An 11,468-nucleotide genomic window follows, 5' to 3' on the forward strand; every position below is an offset into this window, starting at 1 on the left:
ATGGCGATTGCGAAACTGACTGACGTTGAGCGCCACGCTGCACTTGCTGCGCTCAAGGGCTGGGCGCATGAAGCGGGTCGCGACGTGTTGGTGAAACACTTCAAGTTCCGCGATTTCAGCGAGGCCTGGGGCTTCATGAATCGCGTGGCGCTGCTTGCTGAGAAGCACGACCACCACCCGGAGTGGAGCAACGTCTACAACCGCGTTGAGATTTTGCTGACCACGCACGATGCGGGCGGGCTGTCGGCGCGCGATGTGGCGATGGCGAAAGCGATCGACGCCTTGTGAGCCTCGTTGACCGCAAACGAAAAACGGGCACCCAAGGGTGCCCGTTTTTCTGTGGTGCTCGACCCAATATCAGGCCGCGTCGAGCGCCTGATCCAGATCGGCGATCAGGTCGTCGATGTGCTCGATGCCGATCGACAGGCGCACGGTATCGAGCGTCACGCCGGCCTTTTCCAGCTCCGCCGGTGACAGTTGGCGATGGGTCGTGGATGCAGGGTGGCAGGCGAGCGATTTCGCGTCGCCGATGTTCACCAGCCGGGTGAAGAGCTTCAATGCGTCCTGGAAGCGCGCGCCGCCTTCCAGCCCGCCTTCCACACCAAAGGTCAGAATGCCGGACGGACGGCCGCCCATGTACTTTTGTGCCAGCGCATGGTCGCGGTGATCCGAAAGCCCAGCGTAATTCACCCACTTCACCTTCGCGTGGGCCTTCAGGTATTCCGCAATCTTGCGAGTGTTTGCGGTGATACGGTCCATTCGCAGCGCCAGCGTCTCGATGCCTTGCAGGATCATGAAGGCGTTGAAGGGCGAGATCGCAGCACCCATGTTGCGCAGCGGCACCACACGCGCACGGCCGATGTAGGCAGCCGGGCCGAGGGCTTCGGTGTAGACCACGCCGTGGTAGGAGACATCCGGTTCGTTCAGGCGGCGGAAGCGCGCCTTGTGATCCGCCCACGGGAACTTGCCCGAGTCGACGATCGCGCCGCCGATCGAGTTGCCGTGGCCGCCGAGGTATTTGGTCAGCGAATGCACCACGATGTCCGCGCCGAATTCGATCGGACGCAACAGGTAGGGCGAGGGCACGGTGTTGTCGACGATCAGTGGCACGCCATGGCGGTGCGCGATGGCGGCGATGGCCTCGATATCGGTGATGTTGCCGAGCGGGTTGCCGATTGATTCAACGTAGACCGCCTTGGTCCGATCATCGATCAGTGCTTCAAAGCTCGCCGGGTCGCGGTAGTCCGCGAAGCGCACGTTGATGCCGTATTGCGGCAGCGTGTGGGCGAACAGGTTGTAGGTGCCGCCGTACAGTGTCGCCGCCGAGACGATGTTGTCGCCCGCTTCGGCGATGGTCTGGATCGCGTAGGTGATCGCCGCCTGGCCGGAAGCCAGTGCCAGCGCGGCAATACCGCCTTCGAGTGCGGCGACACGCTTCTCCAGTACATCCTGCGTTGGATTCATGATGCGGGTGTAGATGTTGCCCGGCACCTTCAGATCAAACAGATCGGCGCCGTGCTGGGTGTCATCAAAGGCATAGGCCACCGTCTGGTAGAGCGGCACCGCGACTGCGCGCGTCGTCGGGTCGGGCGAGTAGCCCGCATGTACCGCAAGCGTTTCGAGCTTCATCTGTTTCGTCTCCGGGTCACCAAAACAAGCACGCGAGTATAGAGGGCGCGCCTCTGCACGCTATTGCGAAATCGTGCAAAGCTAATCGTCTCCCGCGCGCTATCCGTGCCCTGGTTGGTCAACTTGAATAAATACATGGGCTTGTATAAAATCGCGGGTTCCCTTGCTCCACCGGTTTCGCATGCCGGGGGGCTGTGATTGACGCAACCGCAAGGAGTATCCATGCGACATTACGAAGTTGTATTCATCGTCCACCCGGACCAGTCCGAACAGGTGCCGGCGATGATCGAGCGCTACAAGGCGCTCGTGACCCAGCGTGGCGGCCAGATCCATCGTCTTGAAGACTGGGGTCGTCGTCAGCTGGCTTACCCGATCCAGAAGGTTCACAAGGCTCACTACGTCCTGATGAACATCGAGACGGATCAGGAAGCGCTCACCGAACTCGAACACGCGTTCAAGTTCAACGACGCCGTCCTGCGCCACCTCACCATCAAGATGAAGAAGGCTGTCACTGCGCCGTCTCCGATGATGAAGGAAGAGAAGGCCAAGTCGCTGACCCCGGCACCTGCTGCCGAAGAAACGAAGACCGCCGAAGCCTGAGTCGCCTGACTCCCGGGCCGCCAGGAGGTGATACGTAACGCACTGGTTCTGGATGGAGTAATCGCCGAATGCGGCGTGCTCCGCAGAACGCCGGCAGGGATGCCGGTCCTTGAATTCAGCCTTGAACATGTCTCACGACAGGTCGAAGCCGGAATCGAGCGGGAAGTGCGGTGCGAGGTTGCTGTGCTGGCTTTGGGTGACGTCGCGCTGTCTGCGCAGGCTCACCGTCCGGGCGACAAGGTGACGCTCACCGGGTTTCTCGCAGCGCGTAGCGCGCGGCATAAAGGCCTGGTGATGCATGTGAATACGATCGAAATTTTGGAAGGGAACTGAAAATGGCTTTCAGACCGAAAAAGAAAGACGACAAGAAGGGCGGCAACCGCCGCGGTGGGCTCTTCAAGCGTCGCAAGTTCTGCCGTTTCACGGCTGAAAAAGTCGAGCTGATCGACTACAAGGACGTCGACGTCCTCAAGGAATTCGTGACCGAAACCGGCAAGATCATGCCGGCCCGTATCACCGGCACCAAGGCCGGCTATCAGCGTCAGCTGCAGGCTGCGATCAAGCGCGCCCGCTTCCTGGCCCTGCTGCCGTTCTGCGACCTGCACGACTAATCGGGCCGGAGAGGAATCACCATGCAAATCATTCTGCTCGAAAAGGTCATCAACCTCGGCAACCTCGGCGATGTCGTCAAGGTCAAGGACGGTTACGCCCGTAACTTCCTGATCCCGAATGGCAAGGCCAAGCGCGCCACTGCTGACAACCTGGCTGCTTTCGAAGCCAAGCGCGCCGAGCTCGAGCGCGTTGCCGCCGAGAAGCTGGCTGCCGCTCAGGAACTGGCTGGCAAGCTGGATGGCACCACCGTTCAGATCGTCCGCAAGGCCGGTGTCGATGGTCGTCTGTTCGGTTCCGTGACCAACGCCGACGTCGCTGAAGCGCTTAACGCGCAAGGCTTCTCGGTCGAAAAGGCCGCGGTTCGCATGCCGCTCGGCCCGATCAAGGCGATCGGTGACAACGCGCTGCAAGTCGCGCTGCACACCGACGTGCTGGTCAACGTGACGGTGTCGGTGCTCGGCGAGAACTAAGCCGAACCCGCTGCTGCATGTGAAACGGCCCGCTTTGCGGGCCGTTTTCTTTTTGTGCGAAGGGGCGGCGTGTGGCCGCCACCGTTGTTCGTCAGTGCAACTTGATACGCGGATTGCGCATGCGGTCGATCGCCTCGACCCAGGTCGCCAGCCAGGTGCGGAACATGCCGTTGATCGCGACCTGGTGCTTCTTGTACAGCGACCAGTACATCCACTTCGCAAACATGCCCTCGATGAATACGCCGCCGCTGGCGACGCGCCCCATGAGGCTACCTACGGTGCTGTATTCGCCGAGCGAGACCAGTGAGCCGTGGTCGTGATAGCGGAAGGGCAGACCGGATTTACCAGCCAGCACGCGTGGAATCGTCCTGGCGAGCAGTAGCGCCTGCTGATGTGCGGCCTGCGCACGAGGCGGCACCATTGCCTTGCCGCTGTCGTCCATCGGGCACGCGGCGCAGTCACCCATCGCGTAGATCGACGCATCGCGCGTGCTGCGCAAGCTGCGATCGACCACCAGCTGGTTGATCCGGTTCGTCTCCAGCCCGTCGATATCGCGCAGGAAATCCGGCGCCTTGATGCCGGCGGCCCACACCGTCAGCCCGCTCGGAATGAACTTGCCGCTGCCCATGCGCACGCCTTCGGCGCTGACCTCGACGACCTTCTCGTTCGTGTGCAGATCAATGTCGAGCTTGCGCAGTTCGCGCGACACCGCCGACGACACGCGCTCCGGCAGCAGCGGCAGGATGCGCGGCGCGGCGTCGACGATCGAGATCTTCAGGTCGCGTTCCGGGTGAAGGTTCTCAAGCCCGAAGCTCGCCATGATGCGGGCGGTCATATGCAGTTCGGCCGCGAGTTCAACGCCCGTCGCACCGCCGCCGATGATTGCCACGGTGAAGCGCCCTTGACCCGCAGCGGGGCCGCCCGCCTGTGCGCGAATCGAGGCGTCGATCAGTTTGCGGTGGAAGTGCAGCGCGGCCGCGGGCGAGTCCAGCATGATGCTGTGCTCACGCGCACCGGGCGTGCCGAAGTCGTTGGTCTGGCTGCCCAGCGCGAACACCAGCGTGTCGTAGGGGAGGGTGGATTCCGGTAGTAGCACCTCTCCTTCCAGCGAGCGCACCGGCGCGAGCCGGATCTCTTTCTTCGCCCGATCCAGTCCGGTGAATTCGCCCTGGCGAAAACGGAAGTGGTGGCGACGACCGAGTGCGAGGTACTCGATTTCGTCGGCATGGCTGTCCAGCGTGCCGGCCGCCACCTGATGCAGCAGCGGTTTCCAGACGTGGGTGCGGCCGCGATCGACCAGTGTGATGTCGGCCTTGCCGGGCTTGCCGAACTGGTCGCCGAGCTTGACTGCGAGTTCGAGCCCGCCGGCGCCGCCGCCGACGATGATGATGCGATGGCGCGCTGCCGTGTCAGCCTGTGTCACGTTTGAGTCTCCGGTGCTGCGGAAGGACCGGCGACTCTAGCGGCAATGGGCTAGGGGCGACAATCGAATTTCATGATTGACGCATCGGCCGCCCCTATGTGCCCGAAAGCCGCGTGACTGCTTGCGCTCAGAGCAGAACGAGGTTGTCGCGGTGAATCAGTTCCGGCTCGTCGACGTAGCCGAGGATGCTTTCGATTTCATGGCTGGCGTGGCGAGCAATGCGGGCTGCCTCACGGCTGGCGTAGTTCGTCAGTCCGCGGGCCAGTGCGCGGCCGTCCGGGCCCACGCAGGCGACCACAGCGCCACGGCCGAATTCCCCTTCGACCGACACGACGCCGACTGGCAGCAGGCTGCGGCCGGTTTCCAGTGCGCGCACCGCGCCTGCGTCGAGGTGCATGGTGCCGGCGAGCTGTAGGTGGTCTGCCAGCCATTGCTTGCGGGCTGCAAGCGGCGAGCTGGAGGCGAAGAGCAGTGTGCCGAGCGATTCGCCCTTGGCGAGACGCAACAGCGCATCCGGCTCGCGGCCGCTGGCGATGCAGGTGTGCGTGCCGCTGCGGGCGCCACGTTGCGCGGCACGGATCTTGGTGATCATGCCACCGCGCGAAATGCCAGTGCCGGCGCCGCCGGCCATCGCCTCCAGCGAGGTGTCTTCGGCACGGGCTTCAGTCACCAAGGTTGCGTCCGGATCCTTGCGCGGGTCGGCGGTATAGAGGCCTTGCTGATCGGTCAGGATGATCAGCGTGTCGGCTTCGATCAGGTTGGCGACCAGGGCACCCAAAGTGTCGTTGTCGCCGAACTTGATCTCGTCGGTCACGACGGTGTCGTTCTCGTTGATGATCGGAATCACGCCCAGATCGAGCAGCGTCAGCAGGGTCGAGCGTGCGTTGAGGTAGCGGGTGCGGTCGGCCAGATCTTCATGCGTCAGCAGTACCTGGGCGGTCTTCAGGCCGTGGGCCGAAAAGATGCCTTCGTAAGCCTGTGCTAGCCCCATCTGTCCTACCGCGGCGGCGGCTTGCAGCGTGTGGGTTTCGTGCGGCCGCGTGGTCCAGCCGAGGCGCTGCATGCCGGCCGCAATCGCGCCGGATGACACCAGCACGATCTGCCTTCCCTCGCGGCGCAACGCAGCGATCTGGCGTGCCCAGTCTTCAAGTGCGGCGAGCGCGAGGCCGCGCCCGTTGTCGGTAACCAGTGCGCTGCCGACTTTCACCACCAGTCGGCGTGCTTCGCGGATCTGCTCGCGCATCGCTTACTTGTCCTCGTTGGAGTCCGTTTCGTCGTCTTGCTCGTCGTCGTCATCGCCTTCGGCGGCGGCCGCGGCGATGATTTCTTCCTCGGACGGGCCGACCGGCTCGGCCGGCAGGCCTTCCTCTTCGTCCTCGACGAACTCGGGCTTGGGCTGCGCGTCTAGGAACTCCTGAATTGCCAGCACCAGCGAACGACAGTTCTCGCCGTTGATTGCGGCGATCGCAAACCAGCGCTCGACCTGGCCGTAGGCCTCCAGGAAGGCCTTGACGCGCGCATCGCGTTCGTCTTCTTCGAGCAGATCGATCTTGTTGATGATCAGCCAGCGCGGCTTGGCGGCGAGGGCCGGGTCGTACTTCTCAAGCTCGGCAACGATCGCCTTGGCTTCGCGTACCGGGTCGGTCTCCGGCGAGAAGGGCGCGATGTCGACCAGATGCAGCAGCACATTGGTGCGTGCCAGGTGGCGCAGGAAGCGGTGCCCCAGGCCGGCGCCGTCGGCGGCACCTTCGATCAGCCCCGGTACGTCGGCGATTACGAAGCTGCGGCCTTCGTCGGTCCGTACGACGCCAAGGTTCGGATGCAGCGTGGTGAACGGATAGTCCGCGACCTTGGGCTTCGCTGCGGATACGGCACGGATGAAGGTCGACTTGCCGGCGTTCGGCATGCCCAGCAGGCCTACGTCGGCAAGCACCTTGAGTTCGAGGTGCAGGCTGCGCCGTTCCCCCGGGATGCCCATCGTCTTCTTGCGCGGGGCGCGATTGGTCGCGGTCTTGAAGTGGAGGTTACCCAAGCCGCCGCGGCCACCGCGGGCGATCACCACGCGCTTGCCGTCGCGGTTCAAGTCGGCGATCCGTTCGCCGGTTTCTAGGTCGGAGATGATCGTGCCGACCGGCATGCGCAGCACGATGTCCTTGCCGCCCTTGCCGAAGCAATCCTTGCTGCCGCCGTTTTCGCCGCGCTCGGCGCGGAAGGTGCGGGTGAAGCGGTAGTCGATCAGCGTGTTGACGTTACGGTCCGCAACGACGATCACATGGCCGCCGTGGCCGCCATCGCCGCCATCCGGGCCGCCTTTGGGGATGTACTTCTCGCGGCGGAACGAGGCCATGCCGTTGCCACCATCGCCGGCGAGCACATCAATGCGGGCTTCGTCGAAAAATTTCATGTGATTCTCCTTGCACCGCAGACAGGTGGTGGCACCCGGGGGGATGCGACCGCCTCTCTGCAGTGGCTGTGCGCCATCAGAAATGAAAAAGCCCTATCACGCGGATAGGGCTTTTGCGTCCCGACAGCGATGATTACTGCTGGGCGGGCACCACGGTGATGGTGCGGCGGCGGCTCGCGCCCTTGATCACGAACTGAACGACGCCGTCGATCTTCGCGAAGAGGGTGTGGTCCTTGCCGATGCCGACGTTGTCGCCCGGGTGGTATTCGGTACCGCGCTGACGAACGAGGATGTTGCCAGCCAGCACGAATTGACCGCCGTAGCGCTTGACGCCGAGGCGTTTCGATTCTGAGTCGCGGCCGTTACGTGAACTGCCGCCGGCTTTTTTGTGTGCCATGTGCGTGACTCCCCGTTATCAGGCCGAGATCGCTTCGATGCGAAGCTCGGTGTAGTTCTGACGATGCCCCTGGTGCTTCTGGTAGTGCTTGCGACGGCGCATCTTGAAAATCGTGACCTTGTCGTGACGGCCTTGAGCGATCACGGTGGCCTTCACGGCAGCACCAGCAACCACAGGCGTGCCGATCTTGACCGACTCGCCTTCACCCACGGCCAGAACCTGGTCCAGGGTGATCTCAGCGCCAACGTCCGCAGGTATCTGTTCTACCTTGATCTTTTGGCCGGTGGACACGCGATACTGCTTGCCCCCGGTTTTTACGACCGCGTACATGTTGACTCCGTTCTTTACGAACAACTACGTGGAAAAGCCCGCGACTCTAACTTTTTGCGAAGCCTAAGTCAAGGTTTCTTATCGGGTTTTCCCGATTTTGCAGAAGTGCGCGCCTTGACTCGCCGGCCGCTGCTTCCTAGCATTGCGTCTTTTGTCACGCACGGCCGCACCTTGTCGACCCAAGAACTTTACGCGCCGATTGCCGCCGACATGGCTGCGGTTGATGGCGTGATCCGCCAGCGCCTTCATTCCGATGTCGTGCTCATCCGTCAGGTCGCCGAGTACATCATCGCCGCCGGCGGCAAGCGTTTGCGCCCTGCCTTGTTGCTGTTTGTTGCCAATGCGCTGGGCTATCGCGGTTCGCACCACCACGAACTGGCGGCGGTGGTGGAATTCATCCATACCGCGACCCTGCTGCACGACGATGTTGTCGATGAGTCTGCGCTGCGTCGCGGCAACAGCACAGCAAATGCGATGTTTGGCAATGCCGCCGCCGTGCTGGTGGGCGACTTTCTGTACTCGCGGGCCTTCCAGATGATGGTGGGTGTCGACGACATGCGCGTGATGCGCGTGTTGGCCGATGCAACCAACGTCATCGCCGAAGGCGAGGTGCTGCAGCTGCTCAATGTTCGCAATGTCGACGTGACCGTCGACGATTATCTGCGCGTGATTCGCTACAAGACGGCGATGCTGTTCGAAGCGGCTGCGCGGCTGGGCGCGATCCTTGGCGGGCTGGACGAAGCGGGGCAGGATTCGTTGGCGAGTTTTGGCCGCCACATCGGCACCGCGTTCCAGTTGGTCGATGATGTGCTTGATTACTCGGGCGACGAGGCGCATACCGGCAAGCATGTCGGCGACGACCTGGCCGAAGGCAAACCGACGCTGCCGCTGATCCACGTGATGCGTCACGGCTCGCAGGAGCACGCTGACGCCGTACGCCATGCGATTACCGAAGGTGGCCGCGATTCCTACCCCGCGGTGATGGCCGCGATCCGCGCGACAGATGCGCTGGAACGTACGCGCCAAGCGGCTGTGGAAGAGGTTGCGTTGGCAAAAGCGGGTCTTCTTGCATTACCCCCTTCACATTTCAAAGATTCGCTGCTACAATTGTCGGACTTTGCAGTTGCGAGAGATCACTGATCGGTCGCAGCAAGAAAAACGGGGTGTAGCTTAGCCTGGTAGAGCGCTACGTTCGGGACGTAGAGGCCGGAGGTTCGAATCCTCTCACCCCGACCAGGTTTCATGAAAAACGCCGGCTTTATGCCGGCGTTTTTTCGTTTGTGCAAAAATATTTATATTTTTTGACAAATTTGTTGAATTTGTTTGCCTGTATCGCAGGCGGTGCTTGTCTGGTTGCGCTTTGATATTGCTGGCGACGCGCTTGCAACTGGCGAGTGAGAACGGCTGGATCGACAGATGATTCAGCTTTCCGTGAGCGATTGCATCGCTCCGTCTGGCGCTCTTCGCAAACAATCCGAACTTTTTTGCGCCGACTCGCGGCGCACTGACATCACGATGGGCGTACCCGCTTCGATTCCTGCTTCCGTTTGTTCGCCGATGCGCACGCTCGCAGCGTTTGGTGCGAACAGGGCGTTCACGGGCGGCTGGTGATGTCGGGTGTGTTGAGCCTGTCCTCTTGGGCAGCCTGGGCGCCCGGCTTGCAGGATCGCGCCGCATGGCAGGCGTGGGTTGATGGGCTTCGCGCGGCCGATGCCTCGGGCGAGCCGGCCTTGCCCGAAATTCCGGCGATGATGCGCCGGCGCGCGGATCGATTGGCGCGCATGACCTTGCGTGCTGCGCTCGACGTCTTGGGCGAGCGCTCCGGTTTGCCGGTTGTGTATGTCTCGCGGCATGGCTCAGTAGGGCGTTCCGCCGAGTTGCTCGAAGCGCTTGCGCGCGGCGACGCCCTGTCGCCGGCCGGGTTTGCCGCATCGGTGCATAACGCCGCGCCGGGTTTGCTCGGGATTGTCCGAAAGGACCCGGCGCCCTACACGGCGCTGGCTGCGGAGACAGGCGGCGTTCTCGCGATGCTTGCCGAAGTGCAGGCTTTTCTGTCCGATGGCCACGACGAGGTGCTCGCGATTCTGAGCGACGAGCCGGTGCCTGCCTGCTATTCCGCCTACGTGACCGAGCCCGAATTCGCGATGGCCTGGGCTGGCGTCTTCCGGCTTGATACCGCTTCGGGCCTGGCCTTGTCTCAGGTCGCCGCGGCAGATCCGGTGCGTACCGAGGCTGAAATCCTGGCATGGGTGCGTTGGCTGCTCGGTAACGAGCCCGGGTTCGACTGTGCGCAGGCGTGGCAGGTGCGACGTGTCTAGCCCGTTTAACCGCGCTTGGCGGATTTTTGCCACCGGATTCTGTTTCACCAGCTTTGGCCTCGGTGGGCTGTTGCTCGGGCTCGTGGTCTTTCCGCTGATTCGTCTTACGGTGCGGGAGCGCTCCGCGCGCAGACGCATTTCACGCAACGTGATCCGCTTCGCGTTCCAGGCCTTCGTCGCGCAGATGCGCGTGATGGGCATCTATACCTACGAGTTGCGCAACGTCGAGCGCCTGCAGCGCGACGGACTCCTGATCGTCGCGAACCATCCCACCTTGATCGACGTCGTGTTCTTGATGTCGCTGGTGCGTAATGCTGATTGTGTGGTGAAGGCGGCCTTGTGGCGCAACCCATTCACGCGTGGGCCGGTTCAGGCGGCGGACTACATGAGCAATGGGTCTGGCCCTGAGGTCGTGGATGCGTGCATCGCGTCAGTGCGGAAGGGCAGCAACCTGATCATCTTCCCCGAAGGCACGCGCACCGTGCCGGGATGCCCGCTGTCGTTCCAGCGTGGCGCCGGCAATCTTGCGGTGAGGGGTGCGCTCGCGCTGACGCCGGTCTATATCGAGTGCAGCCCGATCATGCTGACCAAGGGGGAGAAGTGGTATCGCGTGCCGCTTCGGCCGCCGCATTTTGTGTTTACCGTGGGGGAGGACATCCCGGTCGCCCCCTACCTGCGTTCCGATCTGCCCCTGGCGCTTGCCGCCCGGCATCTGACGCAGGACCTCGAACGGCATTTCGCCCAGGAGTTGTTGCGCCATGGATGAGTTGTACAAGGAAATCAAACAGATGATCATCGATTGCCTCGATCTTGAGGACATCTCGGTCGATGACATCGAAGCCGATGCACCGCTGTTCGGCGACGGCTTGGGCCTCGACTCGATCGATGCGCTTGAACTCGGTGTCGCGTTGCAGAAACACTACGGCATCACGCTGTCGGCCGATTCGAACGAGACGCGCGCGCACTTTGCCAGCGTTGCCGCGCTCGCCGAACTGGTGCAGGCGCGCCGTCGTACGCAGGAGGCTGTATGAACCGCGAACAGATCTACGCCTGGATCGTAGGCGTGCTGCATGAGACGTTCGAGATCGACCCGGCCGATGTGAAGCCGGAGTCGAACCTCTACACCGATCTCGACATCGATTCGATCGACGCGGTCGACCTCATGCTCCGCGCCAAGGAACTGACGGGCAAGCGCATGCAACCGGACGTGTTCAAGACCGTGCGCACCGTGCAGGACGTTGTGGAAGCGCTCTACGGCGTGATGGCCGAAGCCGCCTGACGCGTA

At 62.7% G+C, this 11,468-nt stretch carries 16 protein-coding genes and 1 tRNA gene; 11 read left to right on the forward strand and 6 right to left on the reverse strand.

Annotated elements, in window-relative coordinates; all coding sequences use genetic code 11:
• A complete protein-coding gene (locus ACE3P0_RS02900; protein WP_374399623.1) occupies positions 1-288 on the forward strand; it encodes a 4a-hydroxytetrahydrobiopterin dehydratase in 288 nt (95 codons plus the stop codon).
• Between the two features lie 69 nt (positions 289-357).
• Here the strand turns inward: ACE3P0_RS02900 and ACE3P0_RS02905 are convergent, their stop codons facing one another.
• The gene (locus ACE3P0_RS02905) at positions 358-1,629 is read right to left on the reverse strand and encodes an O-acetylhomoserine aminocarboxypropyltransferase/cysteine synthase family protein (RefSeq protein ID WP_374399625.1); all 1,272 of its coding nucleotides are present in this window, start codon (positions 1,627-1,629) and stop codon (positions 358-360) included.
• 222 nt (positions 1,630-1,851) lie between these two features.
• Here ACE3P0_RS02905 and rpsF point away from each other — a divergent pair, with 222 nt between their 5' ends.
• From rpsF to rplI, 4 genes are read left to right on the forward strand one after another with little or no spacing between them, the layout of a single operon-like run.
• Positions 1,852-2,229 (forward strand): 30S ribosomal protein S6, encoded by a 378-nt coding sequence (gene rpsF / locus ACE3P0_RS02910; protein WP_374399627.1) that lies wholly within the window; start codon positions 1,852-1,854, stop codon positions 2,227-2,229.
• Between the two features lie 27 nt (positions 2,230-2,256).
• Positions 2,257-2,562, forward strand: a complete 306-nt coding sequence (gene priB, locus ACE3P0_RS02915; protein WP_374399629.1) for a primosomal replication protein N — start codon at positions 2,257-2,259, stop codon at positions 2,560-2,562.
• A 2-nt stretch (positions 2,563-2,564) separates the two neighbouring features.
• Complete coding sequence (gene rpsR, locus ACE3P0_RS02920) at positions 2,565-2,840, forward strand: 30S ribosomal protein S18 (protein WP_172197545.1); 276 nt, start codon at positions 2,565-2,567, stop codon at positions 2,838-2,840.
• Between the two features lie 21 nt (positions 2,841-2,861).
• On the forward strand, positions 2,862-3,311 hold the full coding sequence (gene rplI, locus ACE3P0_RS02925) for a 50S ribosomal protein L9 (protein WP_172197548.1): 450 nt from the start codon (positions 2,862-2,864) through the stop codon (positions 3,309-3,311).
• A 91-nt stretch (positions 3,312-3,402) separates the two neighbouring features.
• Here rplI and ACE3P0_RS02930 read toward each other — a convergent pair whose 3' ends face one another.
• The 5 genes from ACE3P0_RS02930 to rplU all read right to left on the reverse strand — a co-directional run bounded on the left by ACE3P0_RS02930 (position 3,403) and on the right by rplU (position 7,865).
• Positions 3,403-4,734 (reverse strand): NAD(P)/FAD-dependent oxidoreductase, encoded by a 1,332-nt coding sequence (locus ACE3P0_RS02930; protein ID WP_374399632.1) that lies wholly within the window; start codon positions 4,732-4,734, stop codon positions 3,403-3,405.
• Between the two features lie 127 nt (positions 4,735-4,861).
• Positions 4,862-5,977: a glutamate 5-kinase gene (gene proB / locus ACE3P0_RS02935; protein WP_374399634.1), complete on the reverse strand. Its 1,116-nt coding sequence runs from the start codon at positions 5,975-5,977 to the stop codon at positions 4,862-4,864.
• Positions 5,978-5,980: 3 nt separating this feature from the next.
• Positions 5,981-7,138 carry an Obg family GTPase CgtA gene (cgtA, locus tag ACE3P0_RS02940; protein WP_374399637.1) on the reverse strand — a complete coding sequence of 386 codons (1,158 nt, stop codon included), beginning with the start codon at positions 7,136-7,138 and terminating at the stop codon, positions 5,981-5,983.
• Positions 7,139-7,271: 133 nt separating this feature from the next.
• Positions 7,272-7,535 (reverse strand): 50S ribosomal protein L27, encoded by a 264-nt coding sequence (rpmA, locus tag ACE3P0_RS02945; RefSeq protein ID WP_172197560.1) that lies wholly within the window; start codon positions 7,533-7,535, stop codon positions 7,272-7,274.
• Between the two features lie 18 nt (positions 7,536-7,553).
• Positions 7,554-7,865, reverse strand: coding sequence for a 50S ribosomal protein L21 (gene rplU / locus ACE3P0_RS02950; protein WP_172197563.1), 312 nt, complete (start codon positions 7,863-7,865; stop codon positions 7,554-7,556).
• Positions 7,866-8,036: 171 nt separating this feature from the next.
• Here rplU and ACE3P0_RS02955 point away from each other — a divergent pair, with 171 nt between their 5' ends.
• The 6 genes from ACE3P0_RS02955 to ACE3P0_RS02980 all read left to right on the forward strand — a co-directional run bounded on the left by ACE3P0_RS02955 (position 8,037) and on the right by ACE3P0_RS02980 (position 11,462).
• Positions 8,037-9,005 carry a polyprenyl synthetase family protein gene (locus ACE3P0_RS02955; RefSeq protein ID WP_374399908.1) on the forward strand — a complete coding sequence of 323 codons (969 nt, stop codon included), beginning with the start codon at positions 8,037-8,039 and terminating at the stop codon, positions 9,003-9,005.
• A gap of 19 nt (positions 9,006-9,024) precedes the next feature.
• Positions 9,025-9,101, forward strand: a tRNA-Pro gene (locus ACE3P0_RS02960).
• 374 nt (positions 9,102-9,475) lie between these two features.
• Positions 9,476-10,183 carry a beta-ketoacyl synthase chain length factor gene (locus tag ACE3P0_RS02965; protein ID WP_374399640.1) on the forward strand — a complete coding sequence of 236 codons (708 nt, stop codon included), beginning with the start codon at positions 9,476-9,478 and terminating at the stop codon, positions 10,181-10,183.
• 70 nt (positions 10,184-10,253) lie between these two features.
• On the forward strand, positions 10,254-10,949 hold the full coding sequence (locus ACE3P0_RS02970) for a lysophospholipid acyltransferase family protein (protein WP_374399642.1): 696 nt from the start codon (positions 10,254-10,256) through the stop codon (positions 10,947-10,949).
• A complete protein-coding gene (locus ACE3P0_RS02975; protein ID WP_374399644.1) occupies positions 10,942-11,214 on the forward strand; it encodes a phosphopantetheine-binding protein in 273 nt (90 codons plus the stop codon). The genes ACE3P0_RS02970 and ACE3P0_RS02975 overlap by 8 nt, the downstream gene beginning before the upstream one ends.
• Positions 11,211-11,462 carry an acyl carrier protein gene (locus tag ACE3P0_RS02980; protein WP_374399646.1) on the forward strand — a complete coding sequence of 84 codons (252 nt, stop codon included), beginning with the start codon at positions 11,211-11,213 and terminating at the stop codon, positions 11,460-11,462. Before ACE3P0_RS02975 ends, ACE3P0_RS02980 begins: the two co-directional genes overlap by 4 nt.
• Positions 11,463-11,468 lie beyond the last annotated feature (6 nt).

Origin of the sequence: Niveibacterium sp. (assembly GCF_041909475.1) — a bacterium.
Classification (GTDB): domain Bacteria; phylum Pseudomonadota; class Gammaproteobacteria; order Burkholderiales; family Rhodocyclaceae; genus Niveibacterium.